Origin of the sequence: Pantoea sp. EEL5, from assembly GCF_049892805.1 — a bacterium.
In the GTDB taxonomy this organism is placed as follows: Bacteria; Pseudomonadota; Gammaproteobacteria; order Enterobacterales; family Enterobacteriaceae; genus Pantoea; species Pantoea ananatis.
In genome coordinates, this window is sequence record NZ_JBNDNJ010000001.1 from 2,226,520 (window position 1) to 2,246,606 (window position 20,087).

General features: G+C 51.2%; 22 protein-coding genes. 2 read left to right on the forward strand and 20 right to left on the reverse strand.

Annotation, left to right across the window (positions count from 1 at the left end; genetic code table 11):
• Nucleotides 1–6 precede the first annotated feature (6 nt).
• Both ACPXSQ_RS10420 and ACPXSQ_RS10425 read right to left on the reverse strand, forming a co-directional pair.
• Nucleotides 7–288: a hypothetical protein gene (locus ACPXSQ_RS10420; RefSeq protein ID WP_426143624.1), complete on the reverse strand. Its 282-nt coding sequence runs from the start codon at nt 286–288 to the stop codon at nt 7–9.
• Nucleotides 289–608: 320 nt separating this feature from the next.
• Nucleotides 609–1,421, reverse strand: a complete 813-nt coding sequence (locus ACPXSQ_RS10425; RefSeq protein ID WP_426143626.1) for a DUF6387 family protein — start codon at nt 1,419–1,421, stop codon at nt 609–611.
• Nucleotides 1,422–1,971: 550 nt separating this feature from the next.
• Between ACPXSQ_RS10425 and ACPXSQ_RS10430 the strand changes: the two genes are divergently transcribed.
• Nucleotides 1,972–2,790: a DUF4225 domain-containing protein gene (locus tag ACPXSQ_RS10430; RefSeq protein WP_426143628.1), complete on the forward strand. Its 819-nt coding sequence runs from the start codon at nt 1,972–1,974 to the stop codon at nt 2,788–2,790.
• Here ACPXSQ_RS10430 and ACPXSQ_RS10435 read toward each other — a convergent pair.
• The 6 genes from ACPXSQ_RS10435 to ACPXSQ_RS10460 all read right to left on the reverse strand — a co-directional run bounded on the left by ACPXSQ_RS10435 (nt 2,787) and on the right by ACPXSQ_RS10460 (nt 9,121).
• A complete protein-coding gene (locus tag ACPXSQ_RS10435; protein ID WP_013026586.1) occupies nt 2,787–3,110 on the reverse strand; it encodes a hypothetical protein in 324 nt (107 codons plus the stop codon). The two genes, ACPXSQ_RS10430 and ACPXSQ_RS10435, sit on opposite strands and share 4 nt — an antisense overlap.
• A 767-nt stretch (nt 3,111–3,877) precedes the next feature.
• A complete protein-coding gene (locus ACPXSQ_RS10440; protein ID WP_014594217.1) occupies nt 3,878–4,591 on the reverse strand; it encodes a glycerophosphodiester phosphodiesterase family protein in 714 nt (237 codons plus the stop codon).
• A 15-nt stretch (nt 4,592–4,606) separates the two neighbouring features.
• The gene (locus tag ACPXSQ_RS10445; RefSeq protein ID WP_015699810.1) at nt 4,607–5,716 is read right to left on the reverse strand and encodes an ABC transporter ATP-binding protein; all 1,110 of its coding nucleotides are present in this window, start codon (nt 5,714–5,716) and stop codon (nt 4,607–4,609) included.
• 5 nt (nt 5,717–5,721) lie between these two features.
• A complete protein-coding gene (locus ACPXSQ_RS10450) occupies nt 5,722–6,786 on the reverse strand; it encodes a carbohydrate ABC transporter permease (protein WP_014594219.1) in 1,065 nt (354 codons plus the stop codon).
• Nucleotides 6,786–7,700: a carbohydrate ABC transporter permease gene (locus ACPXSQ_RS10455; protein WP_013026590.1), complete on the reverse strand. Its 915-nt coding sequence runs from the start codon at nt 7,698–7,700 to the stop codon at nt 6,786–6,788. The genes ACPXSQ_RS10450 and ACPXSQ_RS10455 overlap by 1 nt, the downstream gene beginning before the upstream one ends.
• A 44-nt stretch (nt 7,701–7,744) precedes the next feature.
• Nucleotides 7,745–9,121, reverse strand: coding sequence for an ABC transporter substrate-binding protein (locus ACPXSQ_RS10460; protein WP_014594220.1), 1,377 nt, complete (start codon nt 9,119–9,121; stop codon nt 7,745–7,747).
• Between the two features lie 60 nt (nt 9,122–9,181).
• On the opposite strand from ACPXSQ_RS10460, the gene ACPXSQ_RS10465 reads away from it, so the two are divergent.
• A complete protein-coding gene (locus ACPXSQ_RS10465; RefSeq protein ID WP_042676770.1) occupies nt 9,182–10,372 on the forward strand; it encodes an ROK family transcriptional regulator in 1,191 nt (396 codons plus the stop codon).
• A 201-nt stretch (nt 10,373–10,573) separates the two neighbouring features.
• Here the strand turns inward: ACPXSQ_RS10465 and ACPXSQ_RS10470 are convergent, their stop codons facing one another.
• The 12 genes from ACPXSQ_RS10470 to ACPXSQ_RS10525 all read right to left on the reverse strand — a co-directional run bounded on the left by ACPXSQ_RS10470 (nt 10,574) and on the right by ACPXSQ_RS10525 (nt 20,028).
• Complete coding sequence (locus ACPXSQ_RS10470) at nt 10,574–11,431, reverse strand: hypothetical protein (protein WP_013026593.1); 858 nt, start codon at nt 11,429–11,431, stop codon at nt 10,574–10,576.
• A 136-nt stretch (nt 11,432–11,567) separates the two neighbouring features.
• Complete coding sequence (locus tag ACPXSQ_RS10475; protein ID WP_233516634.1) at nt 11,568–12,047, reverse strand: fimbrial protein; 480 nt, start codon at nt 12,045–12,047, stop codon at nt 11,568–11,570.
• 87 nt (nt 12,048–12,134) lie between these two features.
• Nucleotides 12,135–12,638 carry a fimbrial protein gene (locus tag ACPXSQ_RS10480; RefSeq protein WP_072138911.1) on the reverse strand — a complete coding sequence of 168 codons (504 nt, stop codon included), beginning with the start codon at nt 12,636–12,638 and terminating at the stop codon, nt 12,135–12,137.
• Nucleotides 12,639–12,647: 9 nt separating this feature from the next.
• On the reverse strand, nt 12,648–13,160 hold the full coding sequence (locus ACPXSQ_RS10485; RefSeq protein WP_072138912.1) for a fimbrial protein: 513 nt from the start codon (nt 13,158–13,160) through the stop codon (nt 12,648–12,650).
• Nucleotides 13,150–13,944, reverse strand: coding sequence for a fimbria/pilus periplasmic chaperone (locus ACPXSQ_RS10490; protein ID WP_015699801.1), 795 nt, complete (start codon nt 13,942–13,944; stop codon nt 13,150–13,152). The genes ACPXSQ_RS10485 and ACPXSQ_RS10490 overlap by 11 nt, the downstream gene beginning before the upstream one ends.
• Entirely contained in the window at nt 13,923–14,597 is a 675-nt protein-coding gene (locus tag ACPXSQ_RS10495; RefSeq protein WP_426143637.1) for a hypothetical protein, read from the reverse strand. The genes ACPXSQ_RS10490 and ACPXSQ_RS10495 overlap by 22 nt, the downstream gene beginning before the upstream one ends.
• Nucleotides 14,597–14,815, reverse strand: a complete 219-nt coding sequence (locus ACPXSQ_RS10500) for a FaeA/PapI family transcriptional regulator (protein WP_014605330.1) — start codon at nt 14,813–14,815, stop codon at nt 14,597–14,599. The genes ACPXSQ_RS10495 and ACPXSQ_RS10500 overlap by 1 nt, the downstream gene beginning before the upstream one ends.
• A gap of 161 nt (nt 14,816–14,976) precedes the next feature.
• Nucleotides 14,977–15,531 (reverse strand): fimbrial protein, encoded by a 555-nt coding sequence (locus tag ACPXSQ_RS10505; protein WP_019106037.1) that lies wholly within the window; start codon nt 15,529–15,531, stop codon nt 14,977–14,979.
• On the reverse strand, nt 15,531–16,109 hold the full coding sequence (locus ACPXSQ_RS10510) for a fimbrial protein (RefSeq protein WP_217268014.1): 579 nt from the start codon (nt 16,107–16,109) through the stop codon (nt 15,531–15,533). Before ACPXSQ_RS10510 ends, ACPXSQ_RS10505 begins: the two co-directional genes overlap by 1 nt.
• Nucleotides 16,110–16,167: 58 nt before the next feature.
• Nucleotides 16,168–16,917 (reverse strand): fimbrial biogenesis chaperone, encoded by a 750-nt coding sequence (locus ACPXSQ_RS10515; protein ID WP_210456131.1) that lies wholly within the window; start codon nt 16,915–16,917, stop codon nt 16,168–16,170.
• A 57-nt stretch (nt 16,918–16,974) separates the two neighbouring features.
• The gene (locus ACPXSQ_RS10520) at nt 16,975–19,449 is read right to left on the reverse strand and encodes a fimbria/pilus outer membrane usher protein (protein WP_426143640.1); all 2,475 of its coding nucleotides are present in this window, start codon (nt 19,447–19,449) and stop codon (nt 16,975–16,977) included.
• Between the two features lie 42 nt (nt 19,450–19,491).
• Nucleotides 19,492–20,028, reverse strand: a complete 537-nt coding sequence (locus ACPXSQ_RS10525; RefSeq protein WP_013026603.1) for a fimbrial protein — start codon at nt 20,026–20,028, stop codon at nt 19,492–19,494.
• Between the last annotated feature and the right edge of the window lie 59 nt (nt 20,029–20,087).

A 20,087-nucleotide genomic window follows, 5' to 3' on the forward strand; every position in this document is an offset into this window, starting at 1 on the left:
CCAAAATTAGACATCAATATCATCTTCTTTATAATCTTTCAAATACTCAAGGTATTCATCCAATCTTTTTTTAATATCTATTGCTATTTTTTTATTTAAAATAATCGCAGAAAAAACCTCTCTTCTATCTGGTGCAACGTTGGCACCTACAAATTCTAATATTAAATTGGGCCCTGCAACATTAGAAGTAGCTCCATGTGGAAATGTTGGTTGCACTCTTCGAACAAGAAAATCCCCTTTGTTCTTATTCTGTGGATTACCTTGCGTGCTTTTCTTTTTTGTGTTCATAATTTTTTAACTCGTTGATTATAATAACTTTTCAATTTAGCTTTGATTCTACCATTTTTATCTTCCTTACAATAGCTTGATAATGCTTAAAATTCTCTCTTCTAAGCAATTTTTTAACTACAGTTGAGTAAAAAGGTACTCTTCCAATACCACATTCTTGTATCCCTCCTTTCTCTTCTACACATCCCACCACTCCACATAACCTATTGATTTTAAAAATTAAAAAACAGATAACTGTTGTGGGTAATAAATATTTATCTCGATCCAACCCTGTCTCAAATGCAAAGTTTGAGTTAAATAAATGCCATGAGGGTTGTTAATTAATACAATTTTCTTAAATCTAAAAGCTTAACATCACGAAGATCATTGTTTTTGTTTATGAAACCCTCAATGTTTTTACAGGTCTCACCTGACAATGCTCTTTCAGCTATTGGACGATCAGTGTCTTTGAGTTGCTCATCTCCTCTAACCTTATCAGTCAGCTTAGGATAAAGCACTCTGGAAAGGATGGTGTTAGAAAGAGAGACATCATTTAACTTAGCCCACAAGAGCAGATCAATCATTGGAAGGATACGGTAGTCAACCAACTTTAGAATCTTTCCCAGCCCGAAAGCCTCTTGCTTCCTGCCCTTGATTCCATACTCTTTCCTCCACATAGGAAGTAGCGCACGAAGCGAGCCTATGATTTCGTCATCCGAAGAGCTTTCGAGGTCAAAGTAGGTATACACACGGCTTTCGTTTGTTCCCAGAACAACGGCTCTCATACTTTGAGTAAGTGGCTTCTCCCTGACCTCTTTCTTAAGTTGATCTCTACCTTTGACAAACGATTCTTGCGAGAACATTTCAAGTGATCTTCTGAGGCTTTCAATATGACCAAAAGTGACTTGTCGTATGTGCGTTTGGCTTTCTGCCAGATGAGTGTCGAGGTCAATTCTTGTACTAATTAGAGGGTTACCTGCAAAGATCTGGTCTAAATAAACATCCCCTTCTCCAAAAAACTCAATTGAATCGAGGATGTTCTTTCTTACCTGTAACTCCTTATGTAAGCCTTTCAAAGTGCAAGACTCAACATCAACATAGTTGTCGTAGTCAAACCAAGCCTGTAGCTCTTTGTAGATCTGAACCGTATCCATACCGAGGCCTTACATTTGTGTTTTATAGCTCAATGTAGAAGTCAGCTCATCATCACCTTGAACCAGCTCTTCAATCAACAAGCTGTGAAACAGTAACAACGGCTGATAAAATTGAGTATAATTAAGACGCTTTTTTCAGTGTCTCACAACAGTTTTTAAGGTTATTTTTTAGTGTTGGTATCTATGATGGTATAAAACACTTAATTTCGATAAAAACCTTTTAAATCAGTAAACTAACCGCCAGTTCGATTTCTGCAGGGGACACCATGTATGCCTTTCTTCAAGTCTACTTAACCTCATTTTAGACATTCATCTGAACCCTTCTTCCTTCAGTTAAGCTACTAAAAACTTAGATGTGTCTTCATAAACAACATCAGGCCACTTACATGACGAAGCGTTAAAGACGAATCAATCTCTCCTGTCCTTCGCTACGTCAAATCCCGGGTTCATTGCCCCCTCTTCTTCAAACCTTGCTTTGGATGTATTTGTTTTGTTTCTTAACCCACGCTACTTTAATATTCGATAAATCCTGCTAAACAAAGGTATCGTTATGGACAACTACTGGGACAGAAACAGGCAATCAAGCTACTTTCTGACTATGGCAAGCCTGGAGGCCAACCACTTAGTCAATGTGGCAACATCCCTCTCACAGTTCCATCTCAAGGATGCCCTTGTTCGCCTGAAGTTTCAGGATGAAGTGCGAGAGTTTAGCCGCTCGCAGCTTCAAACCATCCGCACTGCTACCTCGGATGACAAATGTCAGGAGTGCATCCAAAATCTCAAGCAGGAAACCCAAAACTTGAAGATTCAAGACAGGATGCTCAGAACAGGAGAAGCTGTCGTATCGTCTTCTGTGCAGTTTTACCATGACCATGAAAAAGTCATTGGGTATGTCATTGACGGTATCGGCGTCGTGCTGAGTGGCATGCAAATTGTTGCAGGGGTTGGTCTAATCGTAGGCTCTGTAACAACAGGCAATGTTATCGGAGTAGTGGCAGGCTCAGCCCTGATGATGAATGGTGTGGGTTCTGGGATTGAGAGTATAGGTAAGCTAAGTGGTGTGCCTCACCCATCTAACCCAGTAAGAGATAAATATGAAGACGCAGCCGATTTTCTCGGTTTTGATAAGCGCTTAGGATTGTTAACCTACCAGGTCGTGGACCTGACAACATCATACTATGGCCTTTTCAAGCTTACCCTAAAACCTGAAGCATGGAGGTTATACAAATATCTACCAACCGATCACTATCGCAAAGTCCAGCTTCTGAGTAAACCAGCACTCGCTCTCAAAGGTTTGGGTGCTATACACAAGGGAACTGGAATAGGTATGAACCTTTACCAAATGAAAAACAATCCTGCACAGAACTAATGTTTATTCTTCCTGATAAATTTGTATGATTTCCAGGCTAAGTTAAGAGGCGTGACGAAATACACCACGAAGAAAGCGAAAGTCAGGACGATGATGTATGGGATGGCATTTGAAGAGTCTGCATTAAAAATGCCGTTCAATCCAATTAGAGCCAAAATAACCAGAGCAATGACCCCTCCCCAAAAGCGTTTGCTAAGATCAATCACGAGACTCTGAAGTGTGTCTTTTTTAGATTCATCTTTGTTAATGATGCTTTTGAGTTTACCGATATTCTTGGCAGAAAAACCGTTATCGAGAAGTTTTTGCTCAAAATCGTTCATTCAGTGCGCCCTGAGTCGATATGGTATTAAATTTATCATATCATATCATATCATAGCTTAAAGTTAAGATGCCACATGTTCTGTTGACGGAGAATTATCATCGAATTCTTTTATAGGAGTAATCCAGCACAGCAATCATATATCAATGTATTTAAAGAAACATATCACTCCCAAGCTCTTTTCTTTACGTCAAATCATTGCTTTTAATAAAGATTGAAAATTAAAAAATAGATATAACCTGGTTGCTTTATAAAAATTCAGCACATCCAGGGCAACTTTTCAGATCGTTTCAGACAGAATGAAAACCTTGCCTGAACAAAAAAACCATGACACTCATCACACAATTAAGATATAGCCACCAAGCTAAAACCTTCTCAAAAATATCTAAAGATAGAGAATGTCAGAATATTTTTCGCTTTTCCTTTTTCACCCTTAATGAGTTTCAAATTGAAATTAGCATATAAAAAAGAAAATATTTTTCGGCATGCATATATAAAACTTAAATGTAATAATAAAAAATAGCACCATTTAAAAAATCATTTACGTTAAACATCTTTTCGCTTATGCGTACAAATTACATCCTTTGGAAATACACTTTTATCAAATCAGAATTCACTATCCAAATATTCTCTTCATTGTAAAAACCTTGCACTACCTTCGTCCAATTCAAACATCGAGATTATTTTGATTTCAAAGCAGTATTTTGCTTCGACGTTCTAAAGGTGCTTCCCAATGAAAAACACCTTCAGGTGCGCTATTCGATCATATTACATGGCTGTTTGATTACGTATTGTACTAAAAATATCCGGCCGATTAAGGTTAATATAATCGACGCCCGCCGCCGCGATTTCCTGATGAATTGCTATGTCGTCACCACCGTAATAAACCATGATTTCAAGCTCGGCCTGACGGCTCGCTTCAAGGATGGCGCGATTACGCATCTGTTCTACGCTCAACTCAATGAGCGATGCATGATGAACGGTTCTCACAAGAGAGGGCGACATCGCGATATCAAGGGTGATCATTTTACGAAAGTCCGGCGCGGCGGCCTGAAGACCGCGGCGCATTTCCTCGGAAAACGAAAAGAAGAATGTGTCACGGACCATACCGAGATCCCGTACCAATGCAGCTACTTTAGCCGGATCGCAGTATTTCAGCTCGATATAAACGCCCGCGCGACCGCGCAAATGCTCAAGATAAGCATCAAGCCGCGGCACCATGGCACCTTTAAAGCGCTCGTCGAATCCGCTTCCTGCATCCAGCGCATCGATATCGCGCGATAAGGCATGACCCACAGGGCCGGTGCCGTTAGTGGTACGATCCAGCGTTTCATCATGGATGACATAGAGCACGCCATCGGCACTTTCCCGCACATCCAGCTCAATGTAATCAGCCCCCTGTTCCAGCGCCAGGTCTGCGGAAAAGAAGGTGTTCTCTGGCGCAAAATGGTTGGCGCCACGATGTGAGACGATTCGGGTCATTAGGGTAATTTCCTGTTAGCTGGCAGCATGGACATGTTTGCCGGGATGGCAGAATACGGAGAGGTTGGCATGAAGATCGACAATGCGTTTACCGGACGAATTAAAAATCAGGGTCAGCGCGGATTGGCATGCGATACCGATTCGGGAACCGGGCGCATGACGCACTGCTTCACCGTATTCCAGTGCATGGAGCCTGCCGGCTGGCGTGTCTATCGTGTAAAACACTTCGCGTCCCATCGGCTCAACGGTCATCACCTCTCCACATAGCGGCGCATCATCAGGGGCAACCAGGCTGATATCCTCTGGACGCAGACCAAAACAGACGGGGCCATCGTATCCGTGATTCAGTTCGAGTGACATTTGTCCCAGTTGCAGGAAGCGCCCCAGGGCTTGCCCCTTCACCAGATTCATGGGCGGCGAGCCGATAAATCCTGCCACAAAGAGATCGTCAGGACGTCGGTAAAGATCCTCTGGCGTACCGATCTGGACGATTTCGCCCTGATTCATACAGATAATCCGATCGGCCATGGTGATGGCTTCCATCTGGTCATGAGTGACGATTAAGGTGGTGAAGCCAAGACGTTTCTGAAGATTCTTAAGCTCTGTCCGCATGGTGATACGGAGTGTTGCATCAAGGTTAGAAAGGGGTTCGTCAAGTAACAGGATATTCGGTTCCTTGACCAGGGCGCGAGCCAGCGCCACGCGCTGCTGCTGCCCACCTGAAAGCTGCGACGGACGTCGATCGAGTAGTGCGCTGATTTGTACAAGACTGGCCGCTTCTTCCACGCGCCTGGCGATTTGATCTCTATCTAATTTTTTAAAGCGCAACGGAAACGCGATGTTCTCACGCACCGTCAAATTCGGGTAAAGCGCATAAGACTGGAAGACGATACCGACATTACGATCGCGGGCATCAATGCGATTCACATTGTGCCCGTCAAACGCGATCTCACCACTGCTTGGCGCATAAAGCCCCGCCAGCAGAAACAGCGTCGTTGATTTACCACATCCAGATGGCCCGAGGATAGCGACGAATTCGCCGTTCTCAATGGTAAGATTGATCGGTTTCAGGACCTGGGTCTCGCCCCAGTTTTTGGTGACATTGTTGAGAGTGATCGAGGCCATGACAATTATCCCTTAATACCGCCAAAACTCATTTGGGTGATGTATTTCTGCGTGAAGGTGTAGAGAACGAGCACGGGGAGCAGGTAAATAATGCCGACGGCGGCGATCATGCCGTAATCCGCGCCCGTATTGTCCTGTGCAACAAAGAAGAGGTAGAGGCTCATCGTCATCTGGCTTTTGTCGATGAGTAACGTCTGAACAAAGACGTACTCCTCCCAACCGCGCAGAAAGGTAAAGGTGGCGATCGCAATCAGTCCGCTGCGCACCTGGGGCAACACCACCATGCGGAAGGCCTGAAAACGGGTGGCACCATCAGTCACCGCACTCATCTCAATATCCCAGGGCACGCCGTCAAAAAAGCCTTTAAGAATAAAGATCGCATAGGGCAGTTCCAGCGCACTCATGACCATCACCACGCCGGAGAGATGGTTGAGCAGGCCCATATAGTGGAGCTGGATAAAGATGGCGATGGTGAGTGCCAGCGCGGGGAAAGCATGTAACAGCAGCAAACCGCGAAGAAAATTTTCCCGGCCAGCAAAGGCAAAGCGGGATAGCGCGTAGGCTGCTGGCGTGGCGACGATCGTCACAATCAGCGTCTGAGAGACGGCAAAGATCAGGGAGCTGCCCAGTGCCGTCCAGACCGACGGCATCAGATCCACACGCGTTGTGCCGGTATTCGCGATATCCCGCAGCCAGAGAAACCGGTAGTTGTGCAACGTCAGATAGGGCATCAGAAAGATCATCACGAGGAGCAGCACGATGATGCCGAGCGCACTCCAGGACAATACCGGCCTGCGCAAGCGCTCTGCCATAAAAGCAAGCACGATCGCGCCGAGATAAGCCACGCCCGCAATGGCGCTGGTGCGCCAAAGAACAAGCCGACTGATAGATGCATCAGAGGTGGTCAGGGATTTCGCAAGAAGCCAGAGGTAAGGCAGCAGGATCGGAACCGAAATCAGCGTCAGGAAGAGAATGACCACAGAAAGGAAGCCGACACGATTGACGGTACCTCTGCGTTCAAGACGGGCCCATTTCGATGTGGCAACCGATGTGGTTTGGACGCGTGACATCACAATACCTCGATTTTCGGCGCGGCGAATGTCGCGCGCATATTGCTGACACGCCACTGTATTAAGGTCGCGGCGACGCCGATCACCATCAACCCCAGCGCCAGGGCCGCACCATAGGCATAAGCACCATTTTCAAAGGCACGACGGTAGATGTAGAGCGCATAAGGTGTGGAGTCGTAAACGGGACCGCCCCCGGTGATGAGCAGAATGTATTCGTAGGTCGTCATCAGGGAGAGCCCCTGATAGATCGTAATAAATCGAATGGGCTGAGACAGCGCGGGGGCCACAACATAACGCAGCACGCCCCACTCGCTCGCCCCATCTATCCGTGCCGCATTGGCAAGATGTGAAGGGATGGAACGAATCGCTGACGTCAGAATGACCATGGCAAAGGATGCGCCGACCAGGCCATTTGCCACCACGATCAGAAACAAGGGGAAATCATTGCGCAGATTCATCGGCTGCAGCCCGAAGGAACCCGTTATCTGATTAAGCAAACCGGACGGCGTGGGATCGGCCACCCATATCCACAGAATGCTGTAGAGCACGGCCGGTGACATGCGCGGCAAAAGCCAGAGACCGCGAAACAGATTCCCGAGTCGGTCAGGGATTGCCGTTGATGTGATAGCCAGCAGCGCCCCCAGCCCGACATTGAAAAGAAACAGCGTCGCCGTTACGTAAATCAGCGTTGTTAGTAGCACGCCCGGAATACGCGCATCACGCGACACAATCCGCTCAAAGTTATGCAGTGTCAATTGACCGACCCGAAGATCCGCGCCCATATCGGTAAAGGCGATAACGGTATTGACGATGATGGGCGCCAGGAAAAAGACGACCAACAGCGCGATAGCGGGCGCGAGATAGAAGACGGGCCGGGCGGGCCGGTGCGCCCGAGGCTGGAACTGCGACATCATCTCACCTCCCTCAATATTAACGATCGCATTGGGCGGGCTAAACCCTATTTGCTGGCAACGGACGAACGGATTTCTATATCGTCGCCGAACTGCAGTTCTAACTCTTCAGCGATAAAATCCACGGCCTGTTTTGCGGTCATTTTCCCTGTTTCCACGGCCTGAAGGCCGCTGAACAGTACCTTGTTGTAGCTGCCAAACTGCGTCTGATTGGGCACGAACTTCGCATGCGCCATCATGGGCGAGGCAGCAGATAACACCCAGTTATCCCGGTATTTCGGCATCGCCGTTTGCGCGTTGCTGATGGCGGTGTGATAGGAGGTTACGGCATGTTCGTTGTTAAAATAGGGCAACGTTGCCAGTGCCACGAGTTCGGCAGCGATGTCGGCATTTTTACTTTTGGCATTCACCGTATAGAGAAGCGGATGCGACAGGTTTGAGGGCTGGCCGCCCTTTTTGGCCGCGGGAGCAGGAATCCAGCCTATCTTATGAAAATAACCGTCTTTGTCCGACGGCCAGACGGCCCCATTTTTGTCACCCAGTTGCCAGGCTACCGCCCAAACGCCCTGGTGGAAAATAAACGCCTTCTCCTGCTTGAACGCACCCTGAATGGCATCCCAGCTCATCGCCGTATTATCGACAGGCGTAACGCCCTGCTTAGCATTACGCGCATACCAGCCAAGGGCGTCGGCCATTTCCGCTTTGGGGAAGATGAGTTTGCCGGTCTTCTCATCCATAAATTTCACGCCGTATGACTGAAAAACCATAAGATAATCAATACCCACGTTCGGGCGGTGCAGCATGCCATACTGGGCCGCTTTACCGTCCACGACCTCTTTGGCCAGCGCAGTCAGATCGTCAAGCGTAAAATCACCGGATTCCACCCTGGCAGGGATAGCGTTAATAAAAGCTTCATCCTTGCCGATTTTTCTCAACATATCTTTGTTGTAGAAAAACATGCGTATTTCGGCATCCTGCGGTATGCCATAAATCTTGCCATCGTTTGCTTTTGCTGCATCCCACAGCACAGGCAGGATATCGCTGTAGACCCACGGCGCAGCAGCGATCTTATCGTTCATTTGCAAGGCATAACCGTCCTTAGCAAACTGGCCAATCCACTCATGAGGCAGTACATAGATATCCGGCCCCTGCCCGACGGACATCGCCTTCAGCATGTCCATCGCGAAGTCGTCCCAGCCTTTGACCGCACTGCTGTTGGCCTGAATCACAATATGTTTATCGACACCCGCAGCCTTGAATTGCTTGTTCATGATGTCGGCGGCATCTTCAATATTGGTGATGCGGTTGGGTGCGCTGCGCTCAGCAAGCGTGGAGAGTTTGATGGTGATCTCTTCGGCATGGGCAATGCCGACACAGAGCGCGGAAATCATTACGCTTGCCAGGAGAGTGCGTTTTTTCGACATGGTTTTTATTCCCGTTGTACCTATTATTTAAGTAAGTTAATTTATTTAAATGACAGGTTCATGACCACGCGACAACGACAGGGAGAAGCGGCATTGACTTCATCGAAGCATTGGGAAGGAATCGGTACAACGCAGTCTGCAGTGCTGCGTTATCTGCGTCGCAACCACGCCGCATCGCGTGCCGAGCTCGCCGAGGGCTGTGGCGTAACAGCGGCGGCCGTCAGCATGATGACCCGCGATCTCATCAGGCGAGGGATCATCGTCGAAGGGGCGCGTCGCCCGTCTGGCCGGGGCGCTCCGCACATTGATCTCACGCTGAATTCCGCCATTGGTTATGCCGTTGGAGTTCATGCCAGCCGCTTCTCTATTACACTGATGCTGCTTGATTTCACAGGGAAGCGGGTTGACGAAATTGAGCTGCGCGGCCTTTACGATACCTTCGCCACGGCCCGGTCAGCGATTCAGAAAGGGCACAGAGCCCTGCTTGAGAGAAACCACATTCCGGATACTTTAGTGATTGGTGCAGGCATTGCCATGCCCACGCGATTCCAGCGGGGCGTTGCTCCCCTTCATCTGGCTCCCGAGGTGCTTTCCTGGGATGAACCCGGACTGTTCGAGTCCATTCAGCAGGCGCTGGGCTGTCCGGTGTTAATTGAGAATGATGCCAATGCTGCAGCGATGGGTGAAATGGCACTGGGTAATGCGGCTAATCATGAAGACTTTCTCTATCTCTATCTGTCAGAAGGCGTCGGCAGCGGCATTATTCTGGGTAGACAGCGTTATCGCGGTCATCTTGGCAACGCGGGCGAAATTGGTCTGTTACTGCCACTCGACAGGCCCCGCCCCTCCTTTACTGACCTTGCGGCATGGTGTCAGCATCGCCTCGGCCAGATACCGGATGGGCGCTCACAAGACATCTGGCAGCGATTCCTTACTGAAAACGTCAGCGTTCTCGACGAATGGATCGAACGAACAGGCCCGGAAATCGCTCGTCTGGGCTTTATGCTGAACGCTGTTCTTGCCCCTGCGGCGATCTATGTGGGGGGAACTCTGCCTCAAAGCGTTCGTGAAAGGCTCGCGGTCTGGCTCGACTTCTCCAGGCTGGATAGCTTAAAGGGCAGCCGTGTCGTGCAACCCGAGATCTGCCTGCCGGATATCTCCGCCACGGATACCGTCGCATTTGGGGCCGCCGCCATGGTTCTGCATAACGTTGCCCAGCAGGATGGCGGGGATCGCCAGGGATTTAGCTGACATCTCAGCCTCATTGAGTGGTTAAAATGCAGCGCCCATGAGTGGGCGCATTCAGCGTGAAAACAGTTGCTCCCTGTTACCCTGACTCAGAGGGCGATGATTAACAGGCCTGGCTTCCCACAGGCGTTTAGATCCGACCAGAATGGCCCGTTCAACATTGTGCCCTGTCAGGCCCGGTAAATATCAATCCTGCCAGCACGATTACGGGTAGGAAATAAACAGTATTGCTGTACTGTTAAAAGCCCCTGCCACAGGTTGCCCCTTCAATTCCGCTTGCAGCTTATAAGTCGTTGAGCCTTGCTCCGTTGAAACCAGCCTTTGGGATTGTATCAACTGCCCATCGATAGTTAATTCGGCTTTCATGCCGTTACTTAAAGGGACAGAGGAATCTTCACTTGTCAGATCGATAATATAGTTGGCCGGTCCCGAGCAATACACGCTGATATCCTTTTCCCGCGTCTGTCCTTCAGCCTCTCCCACATGGACTATGCCAAAATCGATATCCACATTAGGAGTTTCCATCGCGCACCAGGTTTGGGTCGGCGGCGATAACTTGCAAGAGTTATAACTGGAGGTAAACGTTGTGCCGAGCACCGAATTAACATCATTGAGATAGCGTAAACAAACCCGGCCGCGCGTCAGCCGCGAATCTGACCCCACATTATCAGGGACGGTCGCCATATATTGCCCGCCTGGATCTATTTTCTCATGCAGACAATCGATAAATTGATGTATGTCATCGGTGGGGCAGCCTTCCCCGCGAGCAATGATATTTTCGGGTGGCACACTGGTATTCCCGGGGCCTGCACAACTGCCACCACTTTGTGTGCACCAGTAAAAATAAATCGCAATCCCTGAGTTTGCCGTAACGTAGTGAGGTTGATGGGGATCGATGTAACTCGTGGCGCGTCCGACATGAAATTCGACCTGTGTGCCGGGCACTTTTTGCGTGTTACCCACAAAAATCGGGAAAGGTGCATTCTCATGCAATAAGGCTTTCACCGGGCATGACGAAAACAGCAGAAAAAACACGCTGGTTAGGAAATAAAAAAAACGCATGAGGTTTCCTCACAGACTATTCATTACAAAAGGCCTTAAGCTCCGCCTTTCGCCACAGGATTCGCGACAGAGAGGCGCCTTGAGTGAAAACCGCGCCGTGTGGGCGTCACCTTTCAAGTTAAGGCACCCGCCGTTTTCACTGAAACTCAGCGCGTAACGTTACCCTGGCCGTGAAATCGCCTTCATCCAGCTCCGCACCTTCACGCTGAACCAGCACGGCTTCTATCTTCGGTAGCGTCTGGCCATTCACCTTGTACGCTTTGTTGAGTTCAAACGCCGCATCGTCGATATACAGTTTCACGCCCAGATCCGCCTGCTCTGCGGTCACGACCGTTGCGCTCTCGTTATCAAATCCTGCCGCTGTACCGGCGACGGTTAACACCAAATTCCATGCCAGATTACTGCTATCGCACTCCAGCCCCGGGTTAACGGCCTGGCGATACAGACCATCGGGAACGCTTTTAATTCTGATGCTTTCCCCAAAGCTGATTTCCAGCGTGCTGTCTCCGTTAAGGATGCAGGACGGCGGGGTGATAAGCGTTCCTTTGAGCGCAAGATTGTTCGCGTAGACATCGGGTGCAATCAGGGCTAATCCCCCCAACAGCAGACTGCCCATCCGTATTCCGGGCCACCGATGTCGACCTTTCGCATATCCTTCATAACCAGGCATCCTGACTCCTTGATTTGTCATGATGTTCCATGTTTACAGGTAATTCGCTATCAAAGACGCGACGACGCTGAACTCTCCGCCGTTGAGCGTTACGCCCTCCTGCCTGACGGGCCGAACGGTAAAGGTGAGATCGGGCATGCCCTGCGCGCTGACGTTCGTTTGGATCCAGTCGTTGAGCGGCATCGTTCTGTCACCATAGATCAGGCGAAAACCGAATCCCGCCTGATGACCGGCAAGCAGTTCAGGGTTGAACGCCGAGGTGATGCCATCAATGCGCAACCGCACATCGCGTGAGCTGCAGTCCAGCGGAACCACAACCTCCCGGCTGTAAACATTGCTGTTGTCATCGTCCAGCCGGGTTGTCATCACATCATCACCAAAATTCACCGTGATGGTGTCACCGTTATTAACGGTGCAGGGAATACGTTCGATTAGCGTGCCGCGAAACGTCACATCCGCCTTCGGGTTCTCACTGGCTGCGTTAAACGGCAAGCAGAATACGGCGCTAAACACGAGCGGAATATAAACAGGGTGCATGCTGGCTCCTTACTGATACTCAAACACCATCGTTCCATTACCTGTAAAGTTACCGGCCGTGGGCAGAGCGTTGTTCTGTACTGCCAGCACGGCCCATAATTCGGGCAACGCGCCGTCGTTATAATTGAATGCAACGCTGCTGCCCGGCGACAGCGCGGCATTCTCATGCATTAACTGAATACCCAGTGCCGATTTGCTGGTTGCAAGCAGCGAAGTATTAAACGCAGCCGGTTCGCCGATAATCGTGACTTTTAGCCCCTGTTTAGCCAGGGATGTACACAGCAGGCTGTACATGATTCGTGTCTTTTTATAATCAACGCCGTTTATTCGGCTAATCACCACATCCTCACCAAAGTCCACCTCGATGGGTTCCTGGTTGTTGACCACGCATTCCGGCGTCTCCACCAGAATGCCGCGGATGGTCAGCGTGGTCATATCCCCATTGTTAACCTCTGCCTGTACGCTGCTCGCCATGAATGCAGTCAGCAGCAGAAGGCTGCACAGCCTGAATTTAGCTTTCATTGCGCTCCGCCTGCTGTTGCCTAAAGGAAATCTCATCCGGTATGCGCGATTTCTCTGCCTGGCAGGTGTTGCCGTTGCAAATAAACGGCAACAACCGTTGGCTGCCGTAATCGCTGACGAACATCAGAACCGGCGTGCTGCCTAACTCACTGACGGTCGGACTGAGCAGTTGGCGGCTTTTCGGTGCCACCATGACGGGTTCAAAACGTGCCAGTCCGCTTCCGGTCAGGCTTCGTCTGACTTCGACGAAGGAAAAATGGTAGGGCGTTGGGTTGTGCACTTCATACTGGTTTCCCTGCTTAATCAGCGTCAGCGTTTCCGTGCCGGGAACCGTATCTGACATCGGATCCACGTTCAGTCCTTTAGGGCGATAGAAGACTTTGAGCCGGATCTGCATCGCCAGCGTCAGGACGTTGGCTTTAGCCGATTTTGGCGGTATTTCCCGCAGATTAAGGTAGAAAACGCTTTCCCTGTCTGTCGGCAGCGACGAGATGGCCGGGAGAACCTGAATACGCACCAGCGTCTTGCCGCCCGCTTCAACACGCTGCACCGGCGGCAATACCATCAGCGGACCGCTGATTTTTTTTCCGTCTACATCTTCCATCCAGCCCTGCGCCAGGTAGGGATCTTTTTCATTGCGGTTGGTTACGTTCAGGCTGATCGACTTTTCCCCCTGATTAAGGATCAGGCGCGATCGATCAACCGTCAGCGCGCCATGGGCATTCACACTGCCTGCCAGCGCCAGAATGGCCCAGAGCTTTATCAATATCGCTTTTGTCCACATAGCAAAATGTCCTGTTGTGTTTCCGGCTGCCCGAGGCAACGCCTGTCTCTTTGCGCAGTCGGCGTGATGTTCTGCGGGATGCCGCCGCGCTGTTCCACCGCCTGCCCGTGCGCTAACCGAGCAGGTTTCAGCAGGTAATCGCTTTTAAGGCCGCGCAACAGGCGAAAACGAATCAGCAGAGAAACCGGCCCTGTTGCCCCAATTTTCTTCATCACAGCCAGTCGAATACCGCTGTCACGTTTACTGTGTGACTGGTGTGGTTTGCCCTGTATAAAGGCGCGCATATAGATCACTTCACGCCGGGTCAGGTAAATGGCCTCTTTTTTTACCGGCACCTTCAGGTGCGCGCATCGCGCCTTGATGTAAAGTTTCTCCATCAGTGCCTGCCGGGATTCGCCCGCGTCTGACAGCAGGATGCGCTTCGGATCCACCAGGCCGCTTAACACCGACAGCACCGGGTTACTGCCGGCAATCACAATCATGCATCCCTTTGCGAGCCGTGGATTCATGCTCCAGGCGAGCAGCGCTTGCATCGTCGGAAAGTAGAATCCCTGAAGGCGAATCTGCTTGCCCAAATGGTCTGACAGCACCTGCTGTATCGCCTCAAGCCCAAGCTGGAAGAAGGCGTTTGAACACACACTTGTGCCAGTCATCAACGACCCGCCCAGCGCCGGGCCGCCCCCCGCCAGGGCTTTTCACGCGGCAGCGCCTTAACCCGCCCTTCTTTCTCAAGATCCAGCAACAGCAATCGGGTTTTGTACACGCTAATATCCAGCGCGTCAGCGATGTCTCGGGTGGACAGTCCTTTGTCCACGTCCCTGGCGGTGCCCAGCACGGCAAGGCACTGTTGTTTCAGGCGTTCGTTACGCATATCACCTCCCTGATCAGTACCCGGCCGCGCACGCTGGCCGGATGAGTTTGAGTACCGGCTTGATGGCCTTGATCTAACAAGCTGAAGATATTCAACGACTGTACCTCCTGATGCTGTGCGCTTTGCGGCCTTGACTACAAGGCGGCAGTAACGGTGCTGTTTTATTCGTATTGCAACTGAAAGGTGATCATTGCACTGTATTCCCCTAACGTGACCTCGCCATTTGCGGCCGTACGCTGCAATCGGGCCAGCCACTCCAGCCGATTTTCCGTGTCGGTGAGTTCAACAGGCGGCTGAAGCACACCGGGAAGTACCGCGTTACCCTGAGCATCGTTGACCGCCAGCCCCAACCCTTCCACCGTGCCATTCAGCGCAAAAAGTGCAGGATTTACGGCGTTTTTATCGCCAAAAAACGTGACGCTTACCTGCGAGCCGACAGACAGGTCACACTCTTTTAGCGCAATGGAAAAGTCGACCGGATAGGACTGATGATTGGTGGTAAAGTGCCGGGCGACGATGGGCGAGAAGGCTACCGTCTGATCCACCGAATCCATGTCGACCAGACAGGGCACGGCAAGCAGCGTTCCGCGGAACACAACGTCCGTTGATCCCGCATCCGCTTTCGCCCTGACCAGCAGCAGCGCGGTGAACATCGTGAGGCCAATCGCTATCAGCAAACCACCGCCCGCGCGACGAAAACGGATTAGGTTCTCCATCACTCGTACTCCATGCCAATGTTGATAACGGCCTGCCACTCGCCCGCTTCCAGCGGATCGCGGTTACGCCAGAGCTGTGCTTTGAGTACCAGGTCATTGCGCCCCTCGGCAAGCGGAACGGGTTGGCTTAACAGGCCGGGAATCAGGAGGTTACCCAAAGGATCCTCCATGCGCAGAGAAAGACCGGATGCGCCTTTTATGCTGAAAAATCGCGCATCATCATTGGCCCTGTCGCCGAGGAGACGCAGTCTGACCGAGCGCTGATCGGCGAGCCATAACCTGTGGCGCAGGTCCTGTGGGGTGCCAGAATGCCGGGCGCCGCTGGGACAGTGATCCAGTACGAGATGAATATCCACGGGCACAGTGACATCGCCTGTCTTGTTTAACGCCGCCAACGCAACAGGGCTGAGCGTAATATGTTGAACCTGAGATTCCGGCATTAATACACAGGGCGAGGTGATCAATGAGCCTGAGGCCTGCAACATTCCTCTTAGCGTATTTTCCCACCGGGCTTCCCGTCCGTGAGCTCGCGGGAATGTGGATATCAGCGGCACTGCGATCAGGGTTATTGCCATCATGTGTTTCCATCCGACATAGAGTTCAGACGCTCGCACTATCACTATTCTGTCTCCTTCTTCAGTGCTGAGTGACGGCCACGGGAGCGGCCCGACATACCGAGCCCTGGCAAAGAAAGGGCAGAACAGGTTTTCCACCAAAATCATTAATGGTGATAATTTGCGGATCGCGGGAAACCGAGGACTTCACCGTCTCGCTCGACATCGGGGCGATCATGACGGGCACAAAGCTTTTCTCAACAGCACGGTTGCCTTTACTGATGATCCCCAGCAACGTCATGTAATAAGGTGTTGGGTTCTCCACGCGGAAACCGCCTTTCACTTTGTGCAGGACTAACTGATCATCATGGCGGCTGAAGCGCTCAGGGGTGATGCTGGCTGGTCGATAGAACAGTTTGATTCGGGTCTGCAGGGCCAGTTGCAACACGTTGGCGCGGTCGCTGCGCGGCGGAATTTCCCGGACGCTGAAATAAAACACACTTTCCCTGTCCTGCGGCAGCGAGGCGGAAGAGGGCAACGCGGTAATGCGAATGACGCTCTTTGCGCCCGGCTCCACGCGCTGCACGGGCGGCGTGACCCTGAGATAGTTGGTGAGCTTATTGCCCTGTGCATCTTCCAGCCAGGCCTGAGCCAGATAGGGCTCTTTCTGATTGTCGTTGCTGATATTCAGGATGAGATTTTTTTCGCCTCCGTTAAAAATGGCGCGCGTGCGATCAAGGGCAATGGCGGCCTGCGCTGTTTGCCCTGCCAACGTCGCCAGCACACTCGTTATCAACAGTAATGCCCACCTATCCTTGCGTCTTTTCATCATCTCGTTTGCACCTTGTATACGTTTGCTTTCAGATCCCAGACAGGCTGCATGGGAAGGTTACTCGCAGGGCAGCAGCAGTTGACTGTCGGGGATGAGTGACGGAAGCGTTGCCCGGCACTGTGCCTTGTCGCCCCAGAACAGCGTCAGCACCTCGTCGGGTTTAACCCCTGAAATCCAGGCTAAGCCCCCTTCACTCACCATGCCTAACTCCTGATCTTTTGCATTGCGCACGCTGGCCCCGAAAGGAGGAAAAGTGCCGTCAGCCATCGCGACAGTCGCCACGACTTTCGCACCCTTGAGCACGTCAAAACGGCGGAAACCAATCGCCCCTTCGGTCAGTGAAACTTCCGCAACGGGCGCGCTACTGATTTCGATGTCATCCGGCAACCGATTCACATCTACCTTGACCGTGGCGCGATAGTAGCCGGGTACGGAGGGTTCCACGGCCAGGCCAAATCGGTTGGTCATGCCATTACGGCCCACCGGCACATTCGCCACGCCATCGGTGCTGACCAACACTCGGGTGCCTCCTCTGACGCTGCTGCCATGGAGCGCGCCCCCTTCGCTGGTCGCTGTCAGGCCGCCGCTAATCGACAAGCCCGCTGAGGTATAGCCGTTCTGCTGCCAGTCCAGATTGGCGGTGATGTCTGCAGCCGTTCCTGTGTGGCTGTACAGCCCGCTCGCCTGGGTCGTGATGCTCTCGCTTTTTCCGCTTCGCGTTCCGGCCGACAGGCGATAACTGTCACCGTTTTCCAGGCGTTCATACCATCCTGCGGTTTGGCTGTAAGTCTGTTGACTCCAGTTGCCGTTGTAGCTGGCCGTCCCCTGACCAAAAGGAACACTTATCGTTAGCCAGAGCGCATCATCCTTACGGCCGTAATCGCGCGTTCGCACGGCGGAAACGGTGGCGGACAGATTGCGCCAACGGTTCAGATCGAAATAACGACTGGCAGAAAGGCTGTAACGGTCGGCACGCGGGCGATCCCAGTACGTCTGGTGAGACCAGCTCAGGTAGGCAGAAAGGTTGAGATCCGTAAAACTTTTGCTCGCCGTAACGGTATAAAGTTCTTTACTGCTGCCCGTTACGCCATTGCGATAGCGCGCGTCAAGGTACTCCGTCATGGTCATGTAATTGCGTTCGGAAAAACGGTAGCCCGCAAAGGTCAAATCGCTGTTGAAGTCGTCAAAGCGCTTTGAATAACTCAAACGGTAGGAACGGCCCTGTAAATGTCCCCTGTCCGGTAACGATGTTGCAGACTGGGTGATATCCGCTGAGAGCGCACCAAACCGGTAAAGATCACGAGCCACGCCAATGGCCAGACTGTGATAGTCCGCAGAGAAAATACTCCCGCCATACAGTGACCAACTGTTAGCCACGCCCCATGATATTTCGGCGGTGCCAAATGTCGGTCCTTGCACATGGTGGTGGAAATCGGAGGGGCGCCCGGTGGCCAGCTTGTAGCGCACCTGGCCCGGCCGGGTCAGATAGGGCACGGTGGCGGTGGTGACCTGAAAGTGTTGTACGCTACCGTCCTGCTCTTCCACCTTTACGTCCAGTTGCCCACTCACCGCACTGCTGAGTTCCTGCACGCGGAACGGTCCTGCCGCCACCATGGTTTCGTAAATGATCCGTCCCTGCTGGCTGATGATGACTTTGGCATTGGTGCGTGCAATGCCGCTCACCTCCGGCGCATAGCCGCGCAGCCTGGGGGGCAGCTGGCTTTCATCGCTGACCAATGACGCGCCGGTGAAGCGCCATGTATCAAAAATATCCGATCGAAGATAATCCTCACCCAGAGTGAGTTTCGCCATAAGCGACGGCAGCGCGCGATAAAGGTAAAAGCGACTCCAGTCGATACGTTGGGTCGTGCCACCGCTGGAGCCGCCGGTCTTGTTGTAGTTAGCCTGCCAGTCGCCCCGCAAACGCCAGGGCCCGCTGTTTGCACCGAGCGTACCGGTGGCACTGGCTCGCTGTGACTGACTGCCGTGTACCGGACGGGTGAAGCTGGTATTGATGTTATAATCCAGCATCACCCCCGGTACGCCATTCTCCCAGCGTGAAGGCGGCAGCCAGGTGGCATCCTGATATTCGAGCCAGGCCTGGGGTACCGAAATATAGAGCGACGAGGTTGAAAGATCGCCGCGCAGCCTGACACCGTCCAGCGCGGAAAAATCAGCGCAGTCGTCATTATGGTCAAAGCTTATCTTTGCCAGCGCAGCGTGCTTAAGACCGAGTAACTCAACCTGCTGAGGCGTCAGACAGGCCTGCACTTCTTCGGCACCTTTCTTCTCTTTAAACACCACCTCCTGTTCAATGATATTCCGCTCATTCAATCGAAGTGTGAGACTATAGGTACCCGGCATGATGTAACCCGCACGGGCGAAACGGGATAAATCAATATTATTTCGATCTTCGGCATCAAGAATGTCAGTATTAAATTCAACAGCGCGTGTATCGACGCAATAACCCGACATCGTTATTAAAACGCTAAAAAAAAGACAATATCGATGTAATAGTTGTGATTTACCCATTTACGTTATCTTTTGTTATAGCGAATCGTGCAAGAAAGGGATTTACTGATAACTCAGCATAAAACGTATTGCACCCGCCCAGTCGCCTTCTATATAGACTTTTCCATCCGGAACCACCTGCATAACATAATCAAACTGATGTTCATTCTGACTCAGGACAACGCTGTGCATAGGTATGCCCGGCAATGCCTGCTCGCCGTCACTGTCAGTCACTTTGAGTGCAATCCCTTTGGCCTCGCCCCTCAGCGAAAATAAAGAGGGCGCGTGAGAAACCGCCTCACCTGAAAAGGTGAACGCTATGCTTCGCCATTTATCTTCGTCTCTAAGATCACAATTCACTAAGCGAATGGAAAATCGTTTTTCATTGAGCCCATTATTATTCTCTACGATATGCGGCGTAAGTGAATCGAACACAAATTCTTGCCAGACATCTTCAGTATGAATATTGCACGCCGATGTCAGAATCTGACCATTAACGTAAACACGGCCCTGCCCCTCATCTTTAATCGGGGACGCCTGGACAGTGAAATGGCAAATAAAAAAGATGAATAGCGTCAAACGCAAATAAACAATATGCATCCTGTTTATGCCTGTAGATAACTCCCCTACCCGGTCATGAGCTGACCGGGTAGGGGAAA

Coding starts and splice junctions, on each gene's coding strand:
- ACPXSQ_RS10435 (WP_013026586.1), bottom strand. CDS start 3,110: ATGAACGATTTTGAGCAAAAACTTCTCGATAACGGTTTTTCTGCCAAG.
- ACPXSQ_RS10450 (WP_014594219.1), bottom strand. CDS start 6,786: ATGTCACGCGTCCAAACCACATCGGTTGCCACATCGAAATGGGCCCGT.
- ACPXSQ_RS10520 (WP_426143640.1), bottom strand. CDS start 19,449: ATGGGTAAATCACAACTATTACATCGATATTGTCTTTTTTTTAGCGTT.
- ACPXSQ_RS10495 (WP_426143637.1), bottom strand. CDS start 14,597: ATGACTGGCACAAGTGTGTGTTCAAACGCCTTCTTCCAGCTTGGGCTT.
- ACPXSQ_RS10480 (WP_072138911.1), bottom strand. CDS start 12,638: ATGCACCCTGTTTATATTCCGCTCGTGTTTAGCGCCGTATTCTGCTTG.
- ACPXSQ_RS10445 (WP_015699810.1), bottom strand. CDS start 5,716: ATGGCCTCGATCACTCTCAACAATGTCACCAAAAACTGGGGCGAGACC.
- ACPXSQ_RS10505 (WP_019106037.1), bottom strand. CDS start 15,531: ATGGAGAACCTAATCCGTTTTCGTCGCGCGGGCGGTGGTTTGCTGATA.
- ACPXSQ_RS10515 (WP_210456131.1), bottom strand. CDS start 16,917: ATGATGAAAAGACGCAAGGATAGGTGGGCATTACTGTTGATAACGAGT.
- ACPXSQ_RS10500 (WP_014605330.1), bottom strand. CDS start 14,815: ATGCGTAACGAACGCCTGAAACAACAGTGCCTTGCCGTGCTGGGCACC.
- ACPXSQ_RS10440 (WP_014594217.1), bottom strand. CDS start 4,591: ATGACCCGAATCGTCTCACATCGTGGCGCCAACCATTTTGCGCCAGAG.
- ACPXSQ_RS10430 (WP_426143628.1), top strand. CDS start 1,972: ATGGACAACTACTGGGACAGAAACAGGCAATCAAGCTACTTTCTGACT.
- ACPXSQ_RS10475 (WP_233516634.1), bottom strand. CDS start 12,047: ATGGGCAGTCTGCTGTTGGGGGGATTAGCCCTGATTGCACCCGATGTC.
- ACPXSQ_RS10485 (WP_072138912.1), bottom strand. CDS start 13,160: ATGAAAGCTAAATTCAGGCTGTGCAGCCTTCTGCTGCTGACTGCATTC.
- ACPXSQ_RS10420 (WP_426143624.1), bottom strand. CDS start 288: ATGAACACAAAAAAGAAAAGCACGCAAGGTAATCCACAGAATAAGAAC.
- ACPXSQ_RS10460 (WP_014594220.1), bottom strand. CDS start 9,121: ATGTCGAAAAAACGCACTCTCCTGGCAAGCGTAATGATTTCCGCGCTC.
- ACPXSQ_RS10490 (WP_015699801.1), bottom strand. CDS start 13,944: ATGTGGACAAAAGCGATATTGATAAAGCTCTGGGCCATTCTGGCGCTG.
- ACPXSQ_RS10470 (WP_013026593.1), bottom strand. CDS start 11,431: ATGCGTTTTTTTTATTTCCTAACCAGCGTGTTTTTTCTGCTGTTTTCG.
- ACPXSQ_RS10525 (WP_013026603.1), bottom strand. CDS start 20,028: ATGCATATTGTTTATTTGCGTTTGACGCTATTCATCTTTTTTATTTGC.
- ACPXSQ_RS10455 (WP_013026590.1), bottom strand. CDS start 7,700: ATGATGTCGCAGTTCCAGCCTCGGGCGCACCGGCCCGCCCGGCCCGTC.
- ACPXSQ_RS10425 (WP_426143626.1), bottom strand. CDS start 1,421: ATGGATACGGTTCAGATCTACAAAGAGCTACAGGCTTGGTTTGACTAC.
- ACPXSQ_RS10465 (WP_042676770.1), top strand. CDS start 9,182: ATGACCACGCGACAACGACAGGGAGAAGCGGCATTGACTTCATCGAAG.
- ACPXSQ_RS10510 (WP_217268014.1), bottom strand. CDS start 16,109: ATGATGGCAATAACCCTGATCGCAGTGCCGCTGATATCCACATTCCCG.